22 protein-coding genes are annotated in these 24,427 nt (G+C 68.4%); 15 read left to right on the top strand and 7 right to left on the bottom strand.

The genetic code is table 11. The features are described 5' to 3' along the window. Positions 1-17: 17 nt before the first annotated feature. Positions 18-2,987 (bottom strand): ATP-binding protein, encoded by a 2,970-nt coding sequence (locus tag ACWGID_RS35245; RefSeq protein ID WP_452203677.1) that lies wholly within the window; start codon positions 2,985-2,987, stop codon positions 18-20. A 77-nt stretch (positions 2,988-3,064) separates the two neighbouring features. On the opposite strand from ACWGID_RS35245, the gene ACWGID_RS35240 reads away from it, so the two are divergent. The 5 genes from ACWGID_RS35240 (at position 3,065) to ACWGID_RS35220 (ending at position 7,595) form a co-directional block, all read left to right on the top strand. Continuing rightward, positions 3,065-3,346, top strand: a complete 282-nt coding sequence (locus ACWGID_RS35240; protein WP_452203676.1) for an antibiotic biosynthesis monooxygenase family protein — start codon at positions 3,065-3,067, stop codon at positions 3,344-3,346. A gap of 78 nt (positions 3,347-3,424) precedes the next feature. Further along, positions 3,425-4,810: a glycine--tRNA ligase gene (locus tag ACWGID_RS35235; RefSeq protein ID WP_452203675.1), complete on the top strand. Its 1,386-nt coding sequence runs from the start codon at positions 3,425-3,427 to the stop codon at positions 4,808-4,810. Between the two features lie 2 nt (positions 4,811-4,812). Then, positions 4,813-5,499: a hypothetical protein gene (locus ACWGID_RS35230; protein ID WP_452203674.1), complete on the top strand. Its 687-nt coding sequence runs from the start codon at positions 4,813-4,815 to the stop codon at positions 5,497-5,499. A gap of 1 nt (position 5,500) precedes the next feature. Further along, complete coding sequence (dusB, locus tag ACWGID_RS35225; RefSeq protein ID WP_452203673.1) at positions 5,501-6,622, top strand: tRNA dihydrouridine synthase DusB; 1,122 nt, start codon at positions 5,501-5,503, stop codon at positions 6,620-6,622. 388 nt (positions 6,623-7,010) lie between these two features. After that, entirely contained in the window at positions 7,011-7,595 is a 585-nt protein-coding gene (locus tag ACWGID_RS35220; protein ID WP_452203672.1) for a dihydrofolate reductase family protein, read from the top strand. Here ACWGID_RS35220 and ACWGID_RS35215 read toward each other — a convergent pair. The 3 genes from ACWGID_RS35215 to ACWGID_RS35205 are packed head-to-tail and all read right to left on the bottom strand — an operon-like array spanning position 7,567 to position 9,178. Beyond that, positions 7,567-8,076, bottom strand: a complete 510-nt coding sequence (locus ACWGID_RS35215) for an AAA family ATPase (protein WP_452203671.1) — start codon at positions 8,074-8,076, stop codon at positions 7,567-7,569. The two genes, ACWGID_RS35220 and ACWGID_RS35215, sit on opposite strands and share 29 nt — an antisense overlap. 32 nt (positions 8,077-8,108) lie before the next feature. Continuing rightward, the gene (locus tag ACWGID_RS35210) at positions 8,109-8,240 is read right to left on the bottom strand and encodes a hypothetical protein (RefSeq protein WP_452203670.1); all 132 of its coding nucleotides are present in this window, start codon (positions 8,238-8,240) and stop codon (positions 8,109-8,111) included. Between the two features lie 2 nt (positions 8,241-8,242). Further along, on the bottom strand, positions 8,243-9,178 hold the full coding sequence (locus ACWGID_RS35205; protein ID WP_452203669.1) for an NAD-dependent epimerase/dehydratase family protein: 936 nt from the start codon (positions 9,176-9,178) through the stop codon (positions 8,243-8,245). Between the two features lie 143 nt (positions 9,179-9,321). Between ACWGID_RS35205 and ACWGID_RS35200 the strand changes: the two genes are divergently transcribed. From ACWGID_RS35200 to ligD, 9 genes are read left to right on the top strand one after another with little or no spacing between them, the layout of a single operon-like run. Continuing rightward, complete coding sequence (locus ACWGID_RS35200; protein ID WP_452203668.1) at positions 9,322-10,653, top strand: hypothetical protein; 1,332 nt, start codon at positions 9,322-9,324, stop codon at positions 10,651-10,653. After that, entirely contained in the window at positions 10,620-11,945 is a 1,326-nt protein-coding gene (locus ACWGID_RS35195; RefSeq protein WP_452203667.1) for an ABC transporter substrate-binding protein, read from the top strand. The genes ACWGID_RS35200 and ACWGID_RS35195 overlap by 34 nt, the downstream gene beginning before the upstream one ends. 2 nt (positions 11,946-11,947) lie before the next feature. Then, a complete protein-coding gene (locus tag ACWGID_RS35190) occupies positions 11,948-12,853 on the top strand; it encodes a carbohydrate ABC transporter permease (RefSeq protein ID WP_452203666.1) in 906 nt (301 codons plus the stop codon). Further along, complete coding sequence (locus ACWGID_RS35185; RefSeq protein WP_452203665.1) at positions 12,850-13,743, top strand: carbohydrate ABC transporter permease; 894 nt, start codon at positions 12,850-12,852, stop codon at positions 13,741-13,743. Before ACWGID_RS35190 ends, ACWGID_RS35185 begins: the two co-directional genes overlap by 4 nt. Positions 13,744-13,747: 4 nt before the next feature. Next, positions 13,748-14,857, top strand: coding sequence for an ABC transporter ATP-binding protein (locus tag ACWGID_RS35180; protein WP_452203664.1), 1,110 nt, complete (start codon positions 13,748-13,750; stop codon positions 14,855-14,857). Continuing rightward, positions 14,854-15,780 carry an acetylxylan esterase gene (locus ACWGID_RS35175; protein ID WP_452203663.1) on the top strand — a complete coding sequence of 309 codons (927 nt, stop codon included), beginning with the start codon at positions 14,854-14,856 and terminating at the stop codon, positions 15,778-15,780. Before ACWGID_RS35180 ends, ACWGID_RS35175 begins: the two co-directional genes overlap by 4 nt. A 4-nt stretch (positions 15,781-15,784) precedes the next feature. Next, on the top strand, positions 15,785-16,630 hold the full coding sequence (locus ACWGID_RS35170) for an acetylxylan esterase (RefSeq protein WP_452203662.1): 846 nt from the start codon (positions 15,785-15,787) through the stop codon (positions 16,628-16,630). Continuing rightward, complete coding sequence (locus ACWGID_RS35165; RefSeq protein WP_452203661.1) at positions 16,627-17,700, top strand: hypothetical protein; 1,074 nt, start codon at positions 16,627-16,629, stop codon at positions 17,698-17,700. The genes ACWGID_RS35170 and ACWGID_RS35165 overlap by 4 nt, the downstream gene beginning before the upstream one ends. Then, positions 17,690-18,667, top strand: coding sequence for a non-homologous end-joining DNA ligase (gene ligD, locus ACWGID_RS35160; protein WP_452203660.1), 978 nt, complete (start codon positions 17,690-17,692; stop codon positions 18,665-18,667). The genes ACWGID_RS35165 and ligD overlap by 11 nt, the downstream gene beginning before the upstream one ends. 131 nt (positions 18,668-18,798) lie before the next feature. Here ligD and ACWGID_RS35155 read toward each other — a convergent pair whose 3' ends face one another. Continuing rightward, entirely contained in the window at positions 18,799-22,080 is a 3,282-nt protein-coding gene (locus tag ACWGID_RS35155; protein WP_452203659.1) for a hypothetical protein, read from the bottom strand. Between the two features lie 26 nt (positions 22,081-22,106). Beyond that, positions 22,107-22,679, bottom strand: coding sequence for a TetR/AcrR family transcriptional regulator (locus ACWGID_RS35150; RefSeq protein WP_452203658.1), 573 nt, complete (start codon positions 22,677-22,679; stop codon positions 22,107-22,109). Between the two features lie 117 nt (positions 22,680-22,796). Between ACWGID_RS35150 and ACWGID_RS35145 the strand changes: the two genes are divergently transcribed. After that, positions 22,797-23,726, top strand: a complete 930-nt coding sequence (locus ACWGID_RS35145) for an alpha/beta hydrolase (RefSeq protein ID WP_452203657.1) — start codon at positions 22,797-22,799, stop codon at positions 23,724-23,726. Here ACWGID_RS35145 and mug read toward each other — a convergent pair. Then, positions 23,719-24,219 carry a G/U mismatch-specific DNA glycosylase gene (gene mug, locus ACWGID_RS35140; RefSeq protein WP_452203656.1) on the bottom strand — a complete coding sequence of 167 codons (501 nt, stop codon included), beginning with the start codon at positions 24,217-24,219 and terminating at the stop codon, positions 23,719-23,721. The two genes, ACWGID_RS35145 and mug, sit on opposite strands and share 8 nt — an antisense overlap. Positions 24,220-24,427: the final 208 nt, after the last annotated feature.

Genomic DNA, 24,427 nt, shown 5'->3' with positions numbered 1-24,427 from the left:
GGAATTGCCTTCACCCCTCAGGCGCCAGTTGACGACTGGCAATGCCAAGTGACGTCGTTCTCCGGCTCGTACACGCACTGGCGACCGGTGCGCACCGACACGCGCAGATGCCGGCCCAGTGCGGGATGGGCGCGCTCGATCGCCTTCACCGCGACCCCGATGCGCATCGAGACCGCCTTTCGGCTGCGTTCGACCGGATCGCCGGCGGAGCGCGCTCGACCGCCGAGCCCCAGTGCACCGGCCAACTCCCGCGCCAGGAAGTCCCTCTCGGTGCTGAGCGTCTCAACGCGCCCCAGATCGTTGTCGGCCGCTGCGTCGGCCAGGTCGTCCTCCAGCTCTCGCAGCCGCTTCCGGTACGCCGTTCGCGCCTGGTCGTCGAGCACTGGGCCCAGATCAGCATCCTGGACCCGGCCCGGACCTGAGAGGTCGAGAACACTCACCGGAGTGCGCGGCCGCGCGAGCAGGGTGGCCAGGTCACGAATGCCCTTGGAGTCCGGGACATGTGCGGTGACGCCACGCCACATCACTTCCCAGCTCGCTCCGAGCCGTCGCAGTTCACCTGTGTCCGTCGACGTACGCACAGGAGTGACGCCGAGCTCAGCAAGGGCCTTCTCGGTCTTGGCAACCAGAGTCTCCGCGCCAACCGTCCGGTGCGCTTCTAGTGCAGTCTCCAGTAGTTGCCGCGCCTCCGGTTTGCCGAGTTGCGCGGCCAGTCGTCCCAGGAACAATTCCACGCTGCCCAGACACGCGCCACCGATTCCGTCGACCACCCAGAGCCCGGCGTACGGCGTCAGCGCGTCGTACGCGAGCCGCGCGGCCTCCTCCTCGCCCAGTACTCCGGCTGCCTCACCGAGGAACGCCAACGACTCCAGCCACTCTGCGTCCCGCGAGATGGCGTCCAGGCCGTCATGCACGCGGTACCGCACGATGCTGCGAGCCTGTTCCGTCGCTCCGGCTCGGGCGAGGTAGTAGGCGGACGGCCCGTCGGCCATGGGATTACCGGCGAACGGTGCCATCACCGACTCGACGTACGACCGCAGCTCTGTGACGGTGCCGATGGCATCGGCATGCGCTGTGCGCAAGGCGAACACCATGAGTCGTGCGTTGACGCTGTCCGCTTCCTCGGCCAACTCGGTGGCCTGAGCGATGCATGACTGCACTTCGTCCAGCCGACCGCTCATCAACGCCCGCATGCCTCGCCAGATAGGCACCAGCCAGCTGTACAGCGGAAGTCGCAGAGGTAGTACCGCCCGAGCAAAGGCAGCAATGTGTACGTCGGCCTCGGCAAACCGCCCCTGCTCCAGCAGAGCAACCACCAGAAGCCGTCGGGCCAGGAGAACCAACGCCAAGTCCCCAGTGGCGATGGCCAACATCCGCGCGGCCGCAACAGCCCGCTCGGCCACGTGGTCAGGCCCAGCGAACACATCGCACCACACCGCCAACGCAGCCACCTCGGCCCGGACATCACCTGCCGACCGAGCCATTCGTACCGCCTCGTCGGCCAGCTGTCGCAACCTGTCTCCGCGATCGGTCGGACTCAGGCCAAGCGCAAGACGAGCAATCGTCGCGGCCTTGAGCGCACCGTCCGGCAACAGCGGTACGGCGTCTGCCAGAAGCGCTGTCTGCTCGCCATCGCTGAGATCTACTTCGAAACCGCCGACACCACCGCCCATCGCGAGCACTGCCCGCGCCACGGTCTCCGCATCACCATCTGCGGCGGCTGCACGAGCTACGGCTCGCAGCGTGTCCCGTCCGGTCGCCAGCTCGCCGGCCAACACCTGTGCTGCACCCAACTCCAGTTGGACGACCGGATTGTCGAGGTCGGCCCATCTGTAGAACCGGACTGCCTGTTCGTAGCCGGACTGCCGTTGTGCAGCACGTGCGGCGACCAGTGCGAACTCTCGAGACCGCTCAGCCGCATCTGGTTGGCCAACTGCGTTGCGATAGTGCGCAGCGACCTGCCCCGCGTCAGCGTCCTTCCGATCACTCAGCAACTCAGCGGCCCGGTAATGCAGCTTTGACCGGCGGTGCACACCGAGGCCGGAGTACACCACCTCACGAACCAGCGAGTGGGCGAGGCGCACCCTATTGCCCTCGACCTCGGCCAACCGCGCCGCGACCGCATCCTCGAGTACGTCGAGCAGGTCCGTCGGCGTCGTCTCCTCGACATCCGCGAGCAGGTCGAGCGGCAGGTCCTCGCCCAGCACCGAGGCCGTGGCGAGGACGTCGTACGTCGGCTGGCGGAGACGCGCGAGGCGGCGCTCCAGCACCTGACGTACGCCGGTCGGTATCTCGGAGGACGTCGTACCGCGCGCCGCGTGCCAGCGGGTGAGTTCCTGGACGAAGAACGGGTTGCCACCGGTCCTTGTGTGTACGGCGTCGGTGTAGTCGGACTCCGCGGAGCCGAGCACCTGCGTGACGAGCTGGCCGGTGGCGGCCCGATCGAGGCCGGCAAGCGGCAGCCGGACGAAGGACGGCGGCAGTGCGCGGAGAGCCTCGGCAGCTGACTCAGTGACGTCCACTGCGTTGTCACGGCTGGTGACTAGGAGCAGACAGCGCAGCTCGGGCAGCAGACCGACCACGAAGCGGAGCAGTGCGAGCGCCGGTCGGTCGGCGAGATGGATGTCCTCCAGGATGATCACCACAGGCCGCTCCGCGGTGGCGGCGGCCAGCTGGTCGGCCACGGTGGCGAACACACCCGTCCGGCTGGTTCCAGGGTCGTCGGGCAGCGCGGTCGAGAGGCCGAGTGCACGGAACGCCTGGCGCCACGGCCAGTACGGCAGGGTCTCGATCTCGGGACACCGGCCCCACGCGACGGCGTACCCACGCTCACTGGCGGTGTCCGCGAAGGCCGTCGCCGTTGCCGACTTCCCGATGCCGGCGTCACCGATCAGGAGCGCGCCCTGGCCGTGGCCGCGCTCGACCTCGGCCAGCAGGCCCGTCAGGGTGCTGAGCTCCCGGATCCGGCCGACCACACGATCGGGCATACCGCCACTGTGCGGCGGCGGCCCCGCGCGGGGGAAGTGCTGATCGCGAGCTGTGCGCCTCGCGTAAGGTGAGCCGGGTGTTCGTGGTGATCAGGTTCCGGGTGGCGGAGTCCGAACAGGCCGGGTTCGGGGAGCGGTTACAGGCCGCGGTCGAGGTGCTGGGACAGCAGAAGGGGTTCGTCGCCGCGCGGACCGGGCGGAACGTGGACGACCCCGAGTTGCTGGCGCTGACGCTGGAGTTCGAGAACGTCGGGAGTTACCGTCGGGCATTGTCGCCGTTCGAGGTGAAGATGACGGCGGTGCCGTTGTTGTCGGAGGCGCTCGACGAGCCGTCTGCCTACGAAGACTTGCTTCCTTAGCACGGATTCGATGGGTGCCGCCCCGGACCGATAGCCTGATCCCTTCCGTACCCCAACTGTGCCCGTTCTGGAGTCGAAGTGCCCGTGGAAAGCGTCGATGCCGTCGTCAGCCTCAGTAAGCGGAGAGGCTTCGTGTACCCGTGCGGCGAGATCTACGGCGGTACCAAGTCGGCGTGGGACTACGGACCGCTCGGTGTCGAGCTGAAGAACAACGTCCGCACCCAGTGGTGGCGGAGCATGGTGACCGGTCGCGACGACATCGTCGGCCTGGACTCCTCGGTGATCCTGCCGACCCAGGTCTGGGAGGCCTCCGGCCACCTGGCCGAGTTCGTCGACCCGCTGACCGAGTGCCAGTCCTGCCACAAGCGGTTCCGCGACGACCACCTCCGCGAGGACTACGCGCGCCGTAAGAACAAGGACGTCGACGAGGTCAAGCTGGCCGAGATCGCCTGCCCGAACTGCGGTAACAAGGGCACCTTCACCGAGCCGAAGATGTTCAACGGCCTGCTGAAGACCTACCTCGGCCCGGTCGAGTCCGCCGACGGTCTGCACTACCTCCGCCCGGAGACCGCGCAGGGCATCTTCATCAACTTCGCGAACGTGATGGGCACCGCGCGGAAGAAGCCGCCGTTCGGTATCGCCCAGGTCGGCAAGAGCTTCCGCAACGAGATCACCCCCGGCAACTTCATCTTCCGGACCCGCGAGTTCGAGCAGATGGAGATGGAGTTCTTCGTCGAGCCCGGCTCCGACGAGGACTGGCACGAGTACTGGCTGAAGGCCCGCTGGGACTGGTACACCGGCCTCGGGCTGAGCGCGGACAACCTGCGGTTCTACGAGCACCCGAAGGAGAAGCTGAGCCACTACTCGAAGCGCACCGTCGACATCGAGTACCGGTTCAACTTCGGCGGCAAGGAGTTCGACGAGCTCGAGGGCATCGCGAACCGCACCGACTTCGACCTGACCACGCACTCCAAGCACTCCGGCGCCGACCTGTCGTACTTCGACCAGGAGAAGGGCGAGCGCTGGACGCCGTACGTCATCGAGCCCGCGGCCGGCCTGACCCGCAACGTGCTCGCGTTCCTGCTCGACGCCTACACCGAGGACGAGGCCCCGAACGCGAAGGGCGGTGTCGACAAGCGGACGGTACTGCGCTTCGACCCGCGGCTCGCGCCGGTCAAGGCCGCCGTACTGCCGTTGTCCCGCAACGCGGACCTGTCGCCGAAGGCGCGCGATCTCGCGGCCGAGCTGCGGCAGAGCTGGAACGTCGACTTCGACGACGCCGGCGCGATCGGCCGCCGCTACCGCCGGCAGGACGAGATCGGTACTCCGTACTGCATCACCGTCGACTTCGACACCCTCGACGACCAGGCCGTGACGATCCGGGAGCGGGACTCGATGAAGCAGGAGCGGGTCGCCCTGACCGAGGTCACCGGCTACCTCGCCCAGCGCCTGGTGGGTTGCTGACGATGAAGCTGCTGCGGGGTCGGGTTCGCTTCGGGGCGGTCGTGTTCGGGCTGTCCGCCGTGGCCGTGTTCGCGCTGTCGTCCTGCTCGGACAGCAAGCCGGACGCCGGTTCCTCGCCGGCCACCTCGGCACCGTCGTCCAGCACAGCGCCGTCCAGCGCCCCGATCCCGACCGCGTCGACGCCGACGCTCACCGCGCTGCCGACGCCGTCCAAGCCGTGGCCGACGCCGAAGGTCACCGGTGAGCCGGCCGAGGACGCGCCGCTCGCCGAGCGGATCACGTTCGCGATCTCGAAGCAGGCCCAGGTCGCGGCCGGTAAGGCGGCCACCACGACCGTGAAGTGCCCCGGCATCGACAAGGTCGAGACCGCCGGCGACCACGAGCTGACCTGCACGGTGACGTACGCCGGGAAGTCCTACCAGGGCACGCTGACGGTCGACGCGAAGCAGTACTCCGCGTCGTACAAGTTCACCTCGCAGTCGGTCGCGATCGTCAAGGCGAAGGTCGTCGACGCCGTCCTGCGGACCGTCACCGACGCCGCGAAGGTGACCTGCACAATGGATGATGTTGCCGTGGTCAAGCATTCCGGCGAGCCGATCGCCTGCGACGTGACGACGACCGGGAACGCCGTACAGCCTTACAAGGCACAGGTTTCCGGTGACGGTCGCGTGCTGGTGGCGAAGGCCTGACATGCTTGCGCTGGGCAACCTCACGATCGAGACGCCGGTGGTGCTGGCGCCGATGGCGGGCATCACGAACGCGGCGTACCGGCGACTCTGCGCCGAGCAGGGCGCCGGGCTCTACGTCTGCGAGATGATCACGTCCCGCGGCATCGTCGAGGGTGACCAGAAGTCGCTCGACATGCTGACGTTCGACGCCCGCGAGACCGTGCGGTCCGTGCAGCTGTACGGCGTGGATCCCTTCTACATCGGGCGTGCGGTGCAGATCCTCTGCGACGAGTACGGCGTCGCGCACATCGACCTGAACTTCGGCTGCCCGGTCCCGAAGGTGACGCGCAAGGGCGGCGGCGCCGCGCTGCCCTGGAAGCGGAACCTGCTCGGCGCGATCCTGCGCGCGGCGGTGCAGGCGGCGACGCCGTACGGCATCCCGGTGACGATGAAGACCCGGATCGGGATCGATAGCGATCACCAGACGTACCTCGACGCGGGGCGGATCGCGGAGGAGTCCGGTGCCGCGGCGATCGGTTTGCACGGACGTACGGCGGCGCAGGCGTACTCGGGTCGGGCGGACTGGACGAAGATCGCCGAACTCGTGCAGCACGTGAACATCCCGGTGCTCGGCAACGGCGACATCTGGGAAGCCGGCGACGCGCTGCGGATGGTCGCCGAGACCGGGTGCGCGGGTGTGATCGTCGGGCGTGGATGTCTGGGGCGGCCGTGGTTGTTCCGCGATCTCGCGGTCGCGTTCGGCGGCGGCGAGGCGCTGAACCTGCCGACGCTGGGCGAGGTCGCGGTCGTGATGCGCCGGCACGGTGAGCTGCTCGCGGACCTGATGGGGGAGGAGCGCGGGCTGCGCGACTTCCGCAAGCACGTGCCGTGGTACCTCAAGGGATTCCCGGCCGGCGGCGAGCTGCGGGCCGCGCTGGGCATGGTCGACTCACTGGCCCGGCTGGACTCGTTGCTCTCCGAGCTCGACCCGTCAGTGCCGTTCCCGGTCGCCGAGCTCGGCGCGCCGCGCGGCCGTCAGGGCAGTCCCCGCGACCACATCGTGCTCCCACACGGCTGGCTCGACGACACCGACGGCCTCACCGCAGACCTCGCCGACGCAGAACTCGGCGTCTCCGGCGGCTAACCCGCCCCGGGCACCAACGCCCCGGCACGAACGCCCCGGCACGAACGCCCCGGCACGAACGCCCGGCACGAACGCCCCGCCCGACCCCGCGCCGGCCACGTGCACTTTGAGGGGCCGGCCCCTCAAAGTGTGGGTTGACCCCCGAAAATCTGGCGGGTCCTCCCTCCGTTTGGGGGGCCGGCCCCTCAAACGCGCCAGCGGGACCGGCGCGGGTGGCGGCGGCACAGGCATGTGGTCGATGCGGCGGCGCGGGCGCGGGGTCGCGCGGGCGGGGTCTTGTTGGCGGGCTGGAGAGTGGTTGGTGGATGCTCGGAGTCGGCTTGTCGGATTTGGCTCGACTCGTTCGTAGGGAGGGTGTTAGGACACCACGACGTACTGAGGAGAGATCATGACCGCGACGTACACGTTCGACATCTTCTGCACGCTGGACGGCTTCGGGTCGTACGACGAGAACGGCGACTGGGGTGGGTACTGGGGCAAGCAGGGGCCTGAGTTCCTCAAGCGCCGGCTCGAACAGGTCAGCGCCGACCAGCGGGTCGTGCTCGGCGGCAACACGTACCGGCAGTTCGTCGAGATCCTCGGGCCGAACGCGAACGAGTCCACGGTCGACGATCCGGTGAACCAGCGGATGTTCACCGTCCCGACGACCGTGGTGTCGAACACGCTCGAAGGCCCGCTGCAGTGGAAGAACGCGACGCTCGTCCCCGGCGACGCCGTCGAGGTCGTTGCCCGGCTCAAGGAAGAGTCCGACGTACCGCTGCGCTCGCACGGCAGCGTCGCACTCAACCGCTCGCTGATGGCCGCCGGCCTGGTCGACCGCGTGCAGGTGACCGTGTTCCCGGTGATCAGCGGCAAGACCGGCGCCGACCCGATCTTCCACAACGCCGCCGACTACGACCTGGAACTCCTCGAGTCCCACATCCTCGACGGCAACACCATGGAACTCACCTACCGCCCCACCCTGCACTCCTGAGCGCGTCCTTCAGGTTGTCAGCAGGACTGATCCGTACGGCGTGCTCGTCCGGGGCCGGCGGTTCGAAGTCGGCGAGGTGCTGGTCCAGGACGCCATCCGCGACATCGCGACGTCGCGGATCCGCCTGATTGGCCGCGCGCCGACGACGTACGGTCTCGTGATCCACGTCGACGTACACGAGCGTGAACCGAGCCGCCGCCTCCGCTGCCAGGGCCCGCCATCCATCGCGCAGGAAGCGCGGCGAGCTGGTGTCGTCGACGATCACCGACGTACCGCCCGCCAGCAGCGCGCGCACCTCGTCGGACGCGAACTGGTGGGTCCGCAGCCATTCCTTGACCGGGATCCCGTCGCCGCCCCACAGACCACGGCGTTCGTTGATCTCGTCGAGACTGACGATGCTCGCGGGCAGCATCGGCGCGAGCGCCCGCGCCACGGTGCTCTTCCCGGAGAACGCAGTACCGCACAGCAGAACAAGCTCCACCCCACCATCCAACCGAAGCGCCGACGCGTTATCTAGTGCAGGACGCGGTAGTCGGCGAGGAGGTGGCCGGTGGGGGACACGCTGCCGCCGGTGGACGCGAGGCGGATGGCGGGCAGGTCGGCCAAGAGTTGTTTGCCCTGGCCGAGCACCCCGAATTTCGACACCTTCAGCGGGCGTTGGCGGCGCGCCAGGTGAGGTAGTCGGCGACGGCTTTGGCTGGGTTGTACTCGGGGGTGAAGCCGGTGTCTTTCGTGAGGCGGGTGATGTCGAGGTACGGGTCCTCGCCGGGGCCGTTGGCACGGCCGGGGAGGAGGTCGAGTGGGGCGTCGGGCTTCAGGGCGCGGAGGGCCTCGACGAGTTCGCGGTTGTGGACGGGGCGGCCGCTCGACACGTTGTAGATCGTGTGCGGGAGGTCCTCCGCGGCGGTCAGTAGTGCGATCGCCCGGCCGGTGTCCGGCGCGTAGCACGAGTCGCCGCCGTCGTCGGCGTACAAGGGTTTCGGTGTCTCGCCGCGCAGTACGGCGCTGATGTACGGCGGGATCGGGTTGAACGGGGACTCCGGGTCCATCAGCGGTCCCCAGATGCTGCCGATCCGCAACAGGACCGGTTGTACGCCGGTGCCCTGCAGACTGTGGGTCGTCAGCGGCTCGACCGCTTTCTTGAACGCGATGATCAGCAGCGGCAGGTCAGCGGCCGGCAGCGCGAGATCCTCGTGCCACGGGATCTCGGGACGCCCGATGTAGTTGCCGATGCTGCTCGCCACGGCGAACCGGCGGACGCCCCACTCACGGGCGGCATCGAGCGCGTTCAGCAGCGCCGTCGTGTCGGCGCGGAAGTACGCGACCGGGTCCGCGCCCGGGATGCTCCCGGCGAGGTGCACGATGTCGCCGATCCGGTGCCGCGTGCCGAGCGCGAGGAACGCGTCCCGGTCTGTCGCGTCCACGGACTCGACCGTGACCCGGCCCTCCAGGAACGACGGTACGTCGGCGCGCCGGTGCGACGTGACGATGACGTCGCGACCGAGGTCGACGAGCGCGCGGGCGGTCTGGGCGCCGATCATCCCGAGCCCACCGGTGACGAGCACTGCTCCGTTGTCTGGCATGGACCAGATCGTAGGAGAGACCACGGGTGGGGTTCTTGAACAAAACCTGCACGATCCCTTGACCCAAACACTTGTTTCGGGGGACCTTGGACGGCATTGGATTTACGAGTCACTTCCGAACATGGTTCGTTAAAGGAGTGCCCGTGGACATCGTGATCGGGGTCGTCACCCACGTGACCCACCACGAGTTGTTCCACGACGCCGCGCGCACGCTCCGCGGTGTGGACCTCGAGTGGGTCAGCTACGACCACGAGGACGAGGTCCGCGACAAGGTCGCCGAGTTCCTGAGTACGACGCGGCTCGACGGCTTCCTCGCCGGTCCGGTGCCGTACACGGCGAGCCGTGAACTGCTGCCGCCCGGCCTACCGGTCGGCGTGATCCGCTCGTCCGCGCTCGACCTGACGCTCGCGCTCTACCGCGCCCAGGAACGCGGCTGGGGCCGGACGCCGGTCAGCATCGACACGTTCCCCGCCGAAGCGGTCGACGCGGTGGCCACCGCGCTGGACCTCGACCAGGACCAGATCGACTGCTTGCCCTACGCACCGACCCAGAGCGTCGAGGAGATCGTCGCGTTCCACCGTGAGGCGTTCGAGCGCTTCGGTGAGCGCAGCTACGTGATCAGCGTGCGCGCCGCCGTACGTGACCAGCTCGCCGGCCAGATCCCGATCATGAGCGGGATGCCGGTGCCGGCCACGATCCGCACCGAACTGCACGAGCTCGCGCTCCGGATCGAGTCCGAGCGGGCCAGCGCGCAACGCTTCGCCGCCGGCGTGTTCCTGATCTCGCAGGCCGTCGACTCCGACCGCGCGCGGATCGGCCTGATGAACCACCTGCTGAACACCCCCGAGTTCGCCGGCGCCTGGATCGAGAACCGCGGGCGCCGCGGTGTGGTCGTCTTCGCCCACAAGGCGCTGTTCGAGCGCATCACCCGCAACTGGGTCGCCGTACCCGCGCTGGCCGAGGCCGCCGCGGCGCTCGGGGCGCAGGTCTCGGCCGGTTTCGGTGTCGGTGTGTCGGCCCGCAACTGTGTCCTGCTCGCCGAGCAGGCCGCCGCGCGGGCCGAGCTCGCCGACGAACCGTGCGCGTACCTGTTCGAGGACAGCGGCGTCGTGATCGGCCCGATGGGGCCGGCCGGCGAGGCGCTCCGGTTCTCGTACCGGGAGCACGGCGACGACGTCGAACAGCTCGCGAAGTCCGTCGGTCTGAGCGCCACCACCGTCTCGCGGCTGGCCGCGCTGGACCAGGAACTGCAAGGCCGCACGCTCTCGCCTGGAGAGCTTGCCGGTCATCTCGGCATCACGGATCAGAGCGGACGCCGGCTGATCCGGACTCTCGACGCAGGCGGCCTGGTGAGCGTCGAGGGAACTGCCCAGCACCACGCCAAAGGACGCCCGACGCGTCTGTACCGACTGCGCATCGCCCAAGCGTTGGAGGCACAACCATGGAGCTCACCCGCCGCCACATCCTCAAGCTAGCCGGTCTCGGACTCACGACACCCGCCCTGCTCGCCGCCTGCTCGAACGACAAGTCCGGAGCCGGTGGTTCCGGCGACGGCAGCGTGAAGTTCGAAGGCTGGGACTACGAGGCCGCGCTGGTTCAGCAGAACCTGGACAACTTCACCAAGACCAGCACGATCAAGGTCAACTACACCCCGATCACGAGTGCGCAGTACGTCCAGAAGGTCGTCGCCGAGTTCACCGGTGGCGGCGGCCCGGACGCGCTCTACGTGTACGACGACTCGCTCGCGGCCTGGGTCGAGGGCGACTACCTGCAACCGCTCGACGGCCTGCCCGGCGTCGACGAGGTCTACAGCGCGATCTACCCGGGCAACGCGGAGGCGATGACGTACGACGGCAAGCGGTACGGACTGCCGTACTACACCGACGCGAACTGCCTGACGTACAACTCCGGCATCCTCGCGAAGGCCGGCATCACGAAACCGCCGGCCAGTCTCGAGGAGCTCGAGGCGCAGGCGGTGAAGATCAAGAACGCCGGTCTGCTGCAGTACCCGATCGGTCTGCCCGCGCAGCTGTCCGACACCTGGTGGTCCTGGGTGTGGGCGCTCGTTTTCGGGAGCGGCGGGAACCTGTTCGACGACCAGCAGAACCCGATCATGAACACGTCGGACACCGTCGTGAAGGACGTGTTCGCCTGGCTGCAGCAGGCCGCGAACAAGTCCAAGGTGATCGATCCCGCGTCTTTGCAGCTGCTGCCGGTCCCGGTCGACAACGCGATGAAGGCGAACCGGTACGCCTACACGATCGGCGCGCGGTACGCGAGCCGGGACTACAACGACCCGGCGAAGTCCAAGGCCGCGGGCAAGATCCGGATGGCGCTGGTACCGAGTCTGGACGGCAAGGAGCACGCCACGGTCAGCAACACCCGGATGTACGGGCTGGCCAAGGACACCGAGGTCAAGGACAACGCGTTCAAGCTGCTGACATATCTCGGCGGGTACGACGACAAGAAGCAGCCGTACACCGCGAAGTTCTGGTTCCTGCAGCGTGGACTCGGGTTCGCCTACAAGGGGATGGTCGACGATCCGGCCATCACCGCGGCGCTGAAGAAGTTCGCGGACCCGGCGATCTACTCGCATCTCGCGGAGATCGCCAAGCCGCGCAACGTGCTCGGCGTGCCCTGGTACACCGAGTTCGAGACCGAGATGCACAAGGTCGTCCAAGGAGTGCTGAGCAATCAGACCCAGCCGGGCGCGGCGGTCGACTCGCTCGCGCAGACGGTCGGCACCCTGAAGAAGAAGTACTCCTGAGCATGGTCGCGCTCGCTGAACGCCGGCCGCTGGGCGACGACGCCAAGGCCTGGGCGCTGAACGCCCCGGCGATGGTGGTGATCGCCCTGCTGGTCGCCTATCCGATCGGGTACTCCTTCTACGTCAGCCTGCAGAAGAACAACCTGAAACGCCCACGGGCCAAGCGGTTCATCGGCTTCGACAATTACAAGGCGCTGCTCACCGACCACGCGTTCCTGTCCGCACTGAAGGTGTCCGCGCTGTTCGTGCTCGTGGTGCTCGGGCTGACCGTCGCACTCGCTCTGATCCTGGCGCTGGTGCTGAACGAGCGGTTTCGCGGCCGCGGTCTGTTGCTCAGTCTCGCTTTGTTGCCCTGGGCAATGCCCGGGGTGGTGAACGGCCTGATGTGGCGGACGATCTTCGACGCGAAGACCGGCGCGCTGAACGGCCTGCTCTCGCAACTCGGACTGATCGACGACTACCACGCCTGGCTGACGTCAGGTACGGGCGCGTTCTTCTTCACCGCGCTGGCGCAGGTCTGGAACACCCTCCCGTTCTCGGTCATCATCTTGCTGGCCGGATTGTCGACGATCCCCTCGGAGCTGTACGACGCCGCGACCGTCGACCGCGCCGGCGCCTGGCGACGCTTCACCCAGGTCACGATGCCCTGGCTCCTGCACCCGCTGCTGATCGTGCTCATCCTCGAGACGATGAACGCGTTCCGCGCCTTCGACACGATCTACGTCCTCACCGGCGGCGGCCCCGGCGACGCCACGACCACGATCGCGCTCCTCGACGTACAAACCGTCCTCACCTTCACCGACGTCGGCCTCGGCAGCGCGTACGCGTGGGTCATCACCACCATCACGCTGCTGATCTCGATCGGGTACATCGGTCTCCTCTACCGAAAGGGGAATTTCGAAGTATGAGCACTCTCGTCCGCGCTCCGCTGCGCTATCGGATTCCCTGGAAGAAGATCGGGCTCTACGTGTTGGCCGTGGGCTTCGCGTTGTATTTGGCGTTGCCGTTCTACTGGATCGTCGCGATGAGTTTCATGCACGAGGTGGATGCGATCGCGGTGCCGCCGCATTGGGTTCCGGTGCATCCGACGTTGCAGAACTACCTCGGCTTCGTGCACCCGAACGAGTCGCAACAGCTGGTCGGTGGGCGGGCGGTGTCGGAGACGCCGTCCTCGTTGCGGAACAGCTTGATCGTGGCGTCGTCGACCGCCGTACTGAACCTCGTACTGGCGACGTTCGCGGCGTACTCGTTCTCGCGGTTGAAGTTCCGCGGGAGTCAGCTGCTGCTCCTGCTGTACCTGCTCACCCGGATGGTGCCCGGAATCGCGATCATCATCCCGTTCTACCTGCTGATGCGGTCGTTCGGGCTGCTGGACACCTACCTGGCGCTGATCCTGTCGTACACGACGTTCGCGTTGCCGATCACGATCTGGATCCTCAAGGACTTCTTCCGCTCCGTACCGCGGGAGCTCGAGGAGGCCGCGCGGGTCGACCGGTGCGGCTGGTTCCGGACGATGTGGACGGTGTTCCTGCCGGTGGCGGCACCGGGGCTGGTCGCGGCCGCGGTGTTCGCGTTTATGACGGCCTGGAACGAGTTCATGTTCGCGCTGTTCCTGACCAGTACGAAGGCGGCGAAGACGATCCCGGTGGTGGCCGCGAACTTCGCCACCGACTTCAACACCCAGTTCACCGTGATGGCCGCGGCCGGTGTGCTCGCGGTCGTCCCACCCCTGCTGCTCGCCCTGCTCTTCCAGCGCAAGTTGGTGCAGGGCATGGCCGCCGGATCCGTGAAGGGCTGACGACATGGCTGAAGTGCGTTTGGAAGGTGTCAGCAAGGCGTTCGGCGGCAAGGTGGCTGTCGACGATCTGAATCTCACCGTCGAGGACCAGGAGTTCCTCACGCTGGTCGGCCCGTCCGGCTGTGGAAAGTCGACAACCCTGCGGATGATCTGCGGATTGGAACGTGCCACCGAGGGTCACATCTTCTTCGACGGCAAGCCGGTCAGCTGGCTGCCGGCGAACAAGCGGGACGTGTCGATGGTGTTCCAGAGCTACGCGCTCTACCCGCACAAGACGGTCCGGCAGAACATCGGCTTCGCGCTCAAGATGATGCGCGTGCCCAAGGCAACGATCGACGAGCAGGTACTGCGGGCCGCGCGGACCCTGGACATCGAGGATCTCCTGGACCGCAAGCCCCGCGAACTCTCCGGAGGTCAACGGCAACGGGTCGCGCTCGGACGCGCGATCGTCCGCGACGCCGGTGCGTACCTGCTCGACGAACCACTGTCGAACCTGGACGCCCAGCTGCGGGTGCTGATGCGGGCCGAGATCAAGCGGCTGCACGTCGACGTGGCCCGGACGTTCATCTACGTCACGCACGACCAGGTCGAGGCGATGACGATGTCGGACCGGATCGCCGTGATGCGCGACGGCGTCGTCCAGCAGTGCGCGACCCCGGAAGAGATCTACGAGCGGCCCGCGAACCGTTTTGTCGCGTCGTTCATGGGCTCCCCGCCGATGAACTTCGTGACCGGCGAGCTCGCGGACGTCGACGGCGTCCGGACCTTCCGCTCCGCCACCCTCAGCCAACCCCTCACGGCCGGCGCTCTGGGAATCACACCGCCCGACGACCGCGCCGTGGTGCTCGGCATCCGGCCGGAGGACATCAGGCTGTCGACCACCCCGGTCGACGGCTATCGGCCCGGCAAGGTCTTCGTCTCCGAACCACTCGGCCCCGACGTCCTCGTCACGGTCCGGATCGAAGGCGAGCTGATCAAGGCGCGTGTCCCGACCCCGTTCCGGCTCGGCCACGACAGCTCGGTGTACGTCGGCTTCAACCCGGACCGCCTGCACCTGTTCACGGCGTCCGACGGCACCGCCCTCCATGCACCCCAGCGAAAGGAACACTCTTGAGAGACCCCGAGAACGCGACGGTCGAGGTCGAACTACCGGCCGACTTCGACGACTTCTGGGCGGCCGGCCTGGCCGACTGCGCGTCGTACCCGCTCGACCCGGTGCTCACCGAGATGCCGAACCTGTCCACCGACACGGTGCTGGTCTACGACCTGCACTACACCAGCTACGGCGGTCTGCGGATCGCGGGCTGGTTGACCGTGCCGCGGTCCGGACCCGCGCTGTTCCCCGCGCTGGTCACGATCCCGGGCTACATCTCCGAGCCGACGATCCCGAAGGAGTGGTCGGAGCTCGGGTACGTCGCCCTCGCGGTCGCGCCGCGCGGCAAGCTGCGGTCGAACGACGTGTTCAACCCGGGCTATCCGGGGCTGCTGACGCACAACATCGTGGACCCCAACACCTACGGGTACCGCGGCTTCTATCTCGATGTCGTCCGGGCGGTCGAGGTGTTGCTGGATCACCCGGAGGTCGATAGTCAGCGGATCGGACTGCAGGGGTCGAGCCAAGGTGGTGGCCTCGGGATCTCCACGGCCGCGCTGATGCCGGACGTGATCCGGTGCGTCGCGGCGGGAGCGCCGTACCTGTGCGGGATCATGACCGCGCCGACGCTGACCCGGTCGTACCCGTACGAGGAGATCAACGAGTACCTGCGGATCCACCCGAAGGACGTCGATCGGGTGCGGGAGACGGTCGCGTACTACGACGGGCTGAACTTCGCGCCGAAGGTGCTGGCGCCGACGTTGCTGTACCTCGGGATGGAGGACGACGTGTGTCCGCCGGAAACCGGGTTCGCGTTGGAGCGCGTGCTGACGTGTGAGACCACGCTGCACACGTACCCGCACTGCGCGCACCACGCCGGACTTCCGGACGTGATGCGGATCGTGGAGAACTTCCTTGCCGAGCACCTCACCCCGGGACGGTGAACTGATGACCTTCGACAGCTACTGGGCCGCGGTGGACGACGAACTCGCGGCGATCCCCGGTCGGCCGGTGCTCGACGTGGTGCCGGCGCGCACGACCGACGAAGCGACCTTCTACAGCGTCCGCCTGACCAGCACGGGCCCGTACCGCGTCTACGGCAATCTCAGCATCCCGAAGGGCGACGGGCCGTTCCCCGGGCTGCTCATCACCCCGCGCTACGGCAGCGTCAACAACATCCCGCACCCGAACGACCGGAGCCGGTACGTCGTCCTGAGCCTGATGCACCGCGGTCAACGGCTCGCGGACGAGGGGTTCTCGGCGGCGTACCCGGGATTGTTGACGGTCGGAGTCGACGACGCGTCGACGTACATCTATCGCGGGATCGCGGCGGACTGTCTGCGCGCCGCGGAGTTCCTGATGGGGCTGGGCGAGGTGGATCCGGCGCGGGTCGCGGTGAGCGGTGACGACCTGGCGGTACTGACGGCGGCGCGGCGGCCCGGGTTCGGTTCGGTTCGGGTGACCGACTTGCTGTTCTATCGCGCGATGGAGGCGCGGCTGAGGTCGTGTCTCTACCCGCTGGAGGAGCTGAACGACCACCTCCGCGCCGGCTCGTCGATTGATGCCTTGTCGACAACCCTGTCGTACTTCGATCCCGCGCGGCACGCCCCGGCGGTCGCCGGTCGCACACTGGTGTCTGTGGATGACGAGGACTGGTGTACGGCGCTGCTCTCCGCGTTGCCGGATCCTGAGGTGTACAAGGTGACTCACCTGGACGGGACCGACAACGATTTCCTCGACGCGTGGCTGGCTGGGCGCTCCGGCGTACCGGCGATGTCGAAGTTCGTCGCATGAATCCGCTGGGGGTCCGTCCCGTCATCAACGCCAACGCGACGGTCACCGTGCTGGGCGGGTCGTTGATGCCGCCGCCTGTCGTGAAGGCGATGGCCGACGCGGCGGCGCAGTTCGTCGACCTGCCCGAGCTGAACGAGCGGGTGGGGGAGCGGCTGGCTGAGCTCACTCACAACGAGGCGGGGTACGTGACCTCCGGCGCAGCGGCCGCGATCACGCTGACTGTTGCGGCCTGCATCACCACCGACTCGCAGGCGTTCCCGCTTGACGCCGAGATCGTCATGTTCACGAGCCAACGCAACGGCTACGACTACTCCGCCCGCTTCATCGGCCCCGGCGTCGTCGAGGTGGGCCCGTCGGAGGACGAGTTGCGTACGGCGCTCGCTCGCCGACCCGCCTGCGTTCTGTGGATGGCGGGAGCGCACTACGCCAAGGATGCGCTCCCGATCGAGGACGTGGTGCGGGTTGCTCGCGAGGTCGGCGTACCCGTGCTTGTGGATGCGGCCGCGCAGATTCCACCCGTCGCGAGTTTGTGGCGGTTCACTCGGGACGTCGGCGCGGATGCGGTGATCGTGAGCGGCGGGAAGGGACTGCGTGGGCCGCAGGCCAGCGGGTTGGTGCTGGGGAAGCGGTGGCTGATCGAGCGGATCCGGGCGCACACCTCGCCCAAGCACGAGATCGGGCGGGGGATGAAGGTGGGGAAGGAGGAGCTGATGGGTCTGCTCGCGGCCGTGGAGTGGACGCTGGAACAGGACGAGGAGGAGATGCTGGCCGGCTACGAACGCGTGGTCGACGGGTGGATCGCGGGACTGCAGGGTCTGCCGGGCGTTGCGGTGGAGCGTGGGTACCCGAGTGAGGCGGGTCAGCCGCACAGTCGCGCCGTACTCCGGCTCGACCGCGACCGCGACGAGCTGGTCCGGCAGCTCTTCGACGGCGACCCGCGCATCTCCGTCGGAACGTTCGGTCTCCCCGCCGACGCGATCGCGCTCAACCCGCAGACTCTCCAATCCGGAGAAGAAAAGGTGGTTCTCGATACCCTGCTCCGCCTTCTAAGCTCTGGGAATGGCGAGTAAGCCGGATGAGACGCGGGACGGGGTCGATCTGACCAACCTGGATCAACCGCTGTTCGACGGGGCCGAGGCGACCAAGCGGGATCTGGTCGACTACCTGGACGCCGTGCACGAGCGGATGATCCCCGAATTGCGGGAACGGCCGCTCTCGGTGGTGCGGATACGGCCGGGGCAGCCGAAGTTCATGCAGAAGAACGTCCCGAAGTACACACCCGACTGGGTGAAGACCGTGCAGGTCTGGGCGGAGGCGTCCAAGCGGGAGGTGTCGTACGCGCTGTGCGACGACCGGCGAACGCTGCTGTGGTTCGCCAACCAGCGCGCGGTCGAGTACCACCCGACGCTGATGCGGGCCGACCGGTGGGATCGGGTCACGCATCTCGTCCTCGACCTGGACCCACCGGAGGGCGAGACGTTCACGATGGCGGTGCGGGCCGCGTTGCTCGTACGGCAGGCGCTGACCGACTCCGGTCTGGCGGGCGCGGTCAAGACCAGCGGCGCGAAGGGCGTGCACGTGATCGTGCCGATCGACGACACGGTGTCGATCGAGGACGCGGCCGCCGCGACCCGGGCGATCGCGGCGCGGGCGGAGAAGCTCGATCCGGCGGTCGCGACGACGGCGTACATCAAGGAGGACCGGCACGGGAAGGTGTTCGTCGACTCCACGCGCAGCGGCGGGGCGACGATCGTGGCGGCGTACAGCCCGCGGGTTCGGCCCGGTACGACGGTGTCGTTCCCGGTGGGCTGGGACGAGCTCGAGAACGTCAGCCCGCGCGACTTCACCGTGCGCAACGCCGCTCGGCTCCTCGGCTCCGGTGACCCGTGGGCCGATCAGCTGCCGGCGCCGCAGTCCATCCCTGCCGACGTACTCGAGGAAGGTCGCGCGATCCCGGTCGCCCGAGTCGCCGCGATGCACGAAGGCAAACGCCGCAAACGCGCCCGCGAGGCGGAAGAACAGAAGACCTCCGAATAAACGTCCGCGGTTGGTGATGCGGCCTGGGGAGGAGGACGTCTTCACTTGCTCGCCGCTGCGGCCGAGATGGGAGTTGGCCAGCGGCGCAGTCGGGTGAGTGGTGCCGGCGGGTGGTGCTGTGGGTGGTGGGGTTACTCCGGGGCTGTGGTGAGGGTTAGGGCCTGGCGGCGGATGTGGGGGTGGGGGTGGTTGCGGAGGGCAATTAGTAGGGTGCGCCACTCGGGGGACCAGTTGGTGCGGGTGGCGGCTGCGGTGATGAGGGTGTGGGCCAGGAGGCCTGAGGATGGGTCGGGGGAGCGGGTGAGGGACTCGGCGGCGGGAAGTAGGTCGGCGGGCGTCCAGGTGGGTTCGGTCGCGGCGAGGCGGGCGGCCAGGAGGTCGGCTGCTGTTGCGGCGGCCAGTGGGTCGTCGGCGACCAGGTCCCGCAGAGCCAGCGGATCGATCGACGCAAGGACCAGCAGTTCCAGCCGGAAGTCGAGGAACTCCACGGCAGTCAGCTCGTCGGCGACCGTGATCGCCAGCTGACGGTCCTCGGCCGAGCGGCGACTGAGCTGAGCAGTCAGCTCGGAGATCAGGTACGCCAGCCGTTGCCGGGCTGGATGATCCCGGTCCGCCGTCGCGTTCGGCAGCGACGGATTCGCCTCCAACCGCACCAGCAACCGCACCACCTCGACCAGCTCGTCCAGCCCTGTCGGCGGACTGTTCGTCACCATCGCGACCAATGCGGTGATCGCGTCGCGCCAGACTCGGCTGCGGAGCGACAGGTTGCTGATGAAGTCGGCGCACACCTGAGCGGCAGCCGTGTTGTAGCGAGCCCACCCGCGCAACGCCAGCAACGCCGGCCCGACCACCTCCGGCTCGGCCCGCGTCGTCACCGCAATCAACAGGTCGGCGTACCGCGACCGATACCCGAGCGGTACGTCGTAAGCTCGCCGCCCCGTCAACGCCAGCGCAGTCGCCGGCGAATCATGCACCGCCTGCTCCAACACCGCCCACGCCGCCGCGTCATACAAGAGGTACTGCGACACCGTCCGCGCAATCGCGGCCCGCACATCCCGGTGCGCGCCCGACCACGTCTCGGTCAGTACGGCGCCCGCGCCGGGAGCACGCAGCTCGCCGAGCATCCGCACCGCCGCCTTCCGCGACGTGACCTTCACGCCCTCACGAGTCAGTACCGGCTGCAGCAACCCCGGCAACAAACTCGGCCGGACGAACCGAGCCGCCCGCGCCGCGGCGTACACCGCGACCCGCGCCCGATCGTCACCCGCATGCGCCAGCAGCAACGGCATCGCCAGATCCGGCCGCTCCGTCCAGGCAAGCGCAGCCAGCGCAGCCTCTTGCAGCAGTACGTCGTCACTCGCAAGGAACTCGTCCAGCGCCGGCCGACCAGCGCTCGGCACTCGCCCGAGCGTCTTCACCGCCGACGCCCGATACCAGTCCGGCATCCCCTCGTCACGAGCTACGCCGACCAGCAACTCGGCGTACCGGGCCTGCTGGCGCGGGAGCCACAGCCGCAGCGCGTAGCTCGGTACCTCCCATGACGGGCTGTTCCGGCCGAACCGGCGGATCTGGTCGGCCGCCGCGAATACCGGATCGAGCAGGTCGGTGCGCAACTCGGTGACGAGCCACCACACCGCGTGCCAGCGCGCCATCCGGACGTCGCGCGTGATGATCTGCTCGACCCGCTCACGTCGCGTCGAGGGCGCGTTCAGCCAGTGCCGGCACGCAGGCTGGACGGTCTTCTCCTGGTTCGACCAGACCGCCTGCTCGAGCACGGCTTGCAGCGGTTCCAGCGCCCACGCCCGCCGGCCGAACGCCTCCGCCACCGCGAGCGCCAGCCCGAACTCGTTCCGCTTCGCCGCCGCCTCGATCGCCGGGCGCAGGACGTCGTACACCTCGACCTCACGTCCGCGCGGGAGGTTCTCCACGAGTCCGTCGAGCGTGAGGGTCCCGATGTTCTCCGCGAGCCGCGCGTGCGCCTGCAGGCCCCATTCCAGGACCGCGGGACGGTTGCCTACGGCACCTTCCACGACGGAACGCTCGGCCAATCGGCTCAGCGCGCGCCGCGTCGACCAGGACGTGTCGCGCGCATTCAGCGCATCGTCGAGCAAGGTGTCGAGCGATGCCAGCAGCTCGTTCGTCAGTAGCGTCGGCGACAGTCGCGCGATCGCGTTGACCACGTTGAGCCGAACGGGATCCTGATCGTTGCGCACCCGCTCCGCAGCCCACCGCACCGCCTGCACAACCTGCTCGGGCCGCCGCGCCGACCGGACGATCGACTGATGGACCGAGGTACGAACACTCGCGTCCGGGTCGCCCGCGTCCGGTTCGAGCAGCGCGAAGGCCTCGTCGTACGGCAGGTGTCCGGTGATGCTGCGGCGCACCGAAGCGTCCTCCCGAACCGTCGGCAGGGCGAGCATCCGATGCGCCTGCTCGAAGCGCACCGCGTGCGGCAGTACGTCGAGCAACGAGCTGCTGAGCTGCGCCTGACCCAGATCGATGCCCTGCGTCACGCCCGCGAAGATCCGCGCGCGCCGCGCCGGAGCCAACGCGTGCAGCAGCTCGGCGAGATCCGGCCACACGATCTGCCCGAGCGCGATGAGCTCGTCGTCGGAGTACCGGTGCAGCCGCCGTCGGAACGCCGGGGTCAGGGCCCGTCGCACCACGCCGCGCCGGTCGGGAGCGAGCACCAGTTCCAGTACGCCGCCCGGGTCGCGATCGGTGAGCGGACCGAGGATGTCGAGCACCGCGACCGGCAGATCGTGCGCCGGGACCGCCTGCTTGATCAGCGCGAGCACCGCGTCCGGGTCTTGGCGCAGCATCCCGGTGACGCCATGACCGACGCTCTGCCACCACTCGTCGTCGGCCGGCAACGTCTCCCGCGCGAAGGTCAGCACCTCATCCGGGTGGTGCTTCGCGAGTCCGCGCCAGCCGCTCGGCGACACGCAGTACGCCAGCTCGGGCAGCAGGCGCGCGACGGTCGCGTGGTCCGTCGCGTCCAGCAGTCCGGTCGCCGCGACGTCGCCCCACCGCGCCCGGTGCTCGTCGATCAGCCGTACGGCGAGATGCTCACGCCGCTGCCGGCGTACCAAGGACACGAGTCGCGAACGCAGTGTCGCCGGCGCGTCGTCGTACAGGATCCGAAGGTCGTCGTCCGTGACCGGCACTCCACGGGCGACCGCCGCGAGCGCGCGCGACCGGACGGCCGGATCGGCGTCGCGGAGCATCCGGGTGACGTACGCCGGGTCGCGGGTGACCTCGGCGATCTGGAGACCGAGGACGCGCTCGAAGGTGGTGCCGCGGCCGAGCTCGTCGAGCAGCCCGGCGAGCTGTGGCGCCTGGTCGGCGAGCAGGCGTACGCGCTGTCCGTACGAGAGACCGTCGATCGAACGCAGCAGGTCGGGCAGACGCATGCGCCCATCCTGCCGAACGACCGGTGTCAGCTCTTCAACGACGCGTCGAGGATGAGGGTGGCAGCTTCCCGGGCGCGCAGTGCCGGGTCCGCCGAGCCGGAAATCGCGGCGCGGGTGATCGCGCCCTCGCTGAGCAGGATCAGGTGGTCCGCGAGCCGGTCGGGGTCTTCCGCCCCAGCCTCTTTGGCGAGCTGGGAGAGGACCTGCCGGAAGCCTTCCTGGTGCCGGGACGCCATCTCGGCGACCCGTGGCGAGACGGCGCCGAGCTCGCCGAACGCGTTGATGAACGCGCAGCCGCGGTAGTCCCGCTGGCTGGACCAGGAGTAAAGGAAGTCGAAGACCGCGAGGATCCGGCGCCGTGGGTCGGTCTGCACCTCGACGTGCTCGCCGAGCATCGACTGCCAGAGGATCTCGCGGCGTTCCAGGTAGGCCTCGATCAGCTCGTCCTTGGACGCGAAGAGCTGGTACAGCCGCTTCAGCGATACGCCGGACGCCGCCCGGATCGCGTCCATGCCGACCGCCTGCACGCCGCGCTCGTAGAACAGCGCGTCAGCCGCGTCGAGCACCTGCTGCTGCGCCGTCTTCGTGTCCAGGGCCATCTCTCGCCTCCCAAGTGACCCGCGCCACCTTGCGCGGAGAACCACCGTTCTCTTAGAGTACCCGATATTCGGAGAACGCTCGTTCTCCACTTCAGATCCCGCCAGGAAGGCATTCCGATGACTGTGCTCGAACCCGCTGCCCAGGCCTTCGCCGAAGCGACCGCCAAGCCGCCGTTCCTGTTCCAGCTGACCCCGGAGGAGGGCCGCAAGGCCGTCGACGAGGTGCAGACCACCGACTACCCGAAGTTTCCGGTCGACGAGGAGTGGGTGACCGCCGCCGACGGCACCAAGGCCCGGATCGTGAAGCCGCAAGGCGCCACCGGCGTGCTCCCGGTGATCCTCTACATCCACGGCGCGGGCTGGGTGTTCGGCAACGCGCACACCCACGACCGGCTGGTCCGTGAGCTCGCGGTCGGCGCCGGCGCCGCGGTGGTGTTCCCGGAGTACGACCTGTCGCCGGAGGTGCGGTACCCGCACGCGCTCGAGCAGAACTACGCGGTCGCCCGCTGGATCCTCACCTCGGGCAAGGACCAGGGCCTGGACGCGGAGCGGCTGGCGATCGCCGGCGACTCGGTCGGCGGGAACATGACGGCCGCCCTCACGCTGCTGGCGAAGGAGCGCGGGGACGTGAAGTTCGTGCAGCAGGTGCTGTTCTACCCGGTCACGGACGCGTCCTTCGACACCGCGTCGTACAAGGAGTTCGCCGAGGGGTACTTCCTGCAGCTGGACGGGATGAAGTGGTTCTGGGACCAGTACACGACCGACGAGACCGAGCGGGACCAGATCACCGCGTCACCGCTGCGCGCCACGACCGAGCAACTGCAGGGTCTGCCGCCGGCGCTGGTCGTCACGGGGCAGGCCGACGTACTGCGTGACGAGGGCGAGGCGTACGCCGCGAAGCTGCTCGAGGCCGGTGTGCCGACGACCGCCGTCCGCTTCGCCGCGATCATCCACGACTTCGTGATGCTGGACGCGCTCCGCGACACCCACGCCGCGAACGCCGCGATCGAACTGGCGATCTCGACGCTGCGTAAGGCGCTCAACTAACGCGCTGCAGCTCCGCGAACGCTGCACCGAGCTTCGGCAACGTGTAGTGGGCATTCAGGCCGCTCGGGTTCGGCAGGATCCACACCCGGGTCGCGCCGATCATCCGGTCCTGCTTGCCCACTGCCGCCGTACGTTCGGCGAACGCATCCCGGTACGCCGTGACGCCGAGCACCGCCAGCCACTCGGGCTGGTACTCGTGCACCTTCCGCACCAGGTTCTCCCCGCCGGCCACGAGATCCGCCCGCGTCAGCTCAGCGGCCTTCGCCGACGGCCGATCGACCACGTTGGTGATCCCGAGGCCGTAGTTCAGCAAGTCCCGCTGCTCGTCCGGCCGCAGCTGCCGCGGCGTGAACCCACTCAGCTGCAGCGCCGGCCAGAACCGATTCCCCGGCCGCGCGAAGTGATGCCCGGTCTCCGCCGACATCAGCCCCGGATTGATCCCACAGAACAGCACCCGCAGCCCGCCCGCAATGACATCCGGAATCCCGTCCACGAGGCCAAACCCTAGACGCGCACCGAAGAACGGGTAGTGGTGCCCATCCTGGAGCGCCCGCCCAACCCGCCCACGCTCACGGCCCCGCGATCCCGGCGACCACTACCCGTTCTTCTGGACAACACCGACTCTGTCAAACTAGGGTTTAAGCCGCCATATAGTAAAACCACAGTTGTATCGATAGACCCCGCTCGCTTTTGGAGCACCT

The sequence above is a fragment of the Kribbella sp. NPDC054772 genome, from assembly GCF_053611945.1.
Note: the sequence above shows the minus strand (reverse complement) of the source record. Positions and strands in the feature narration are given on the sequence as shown.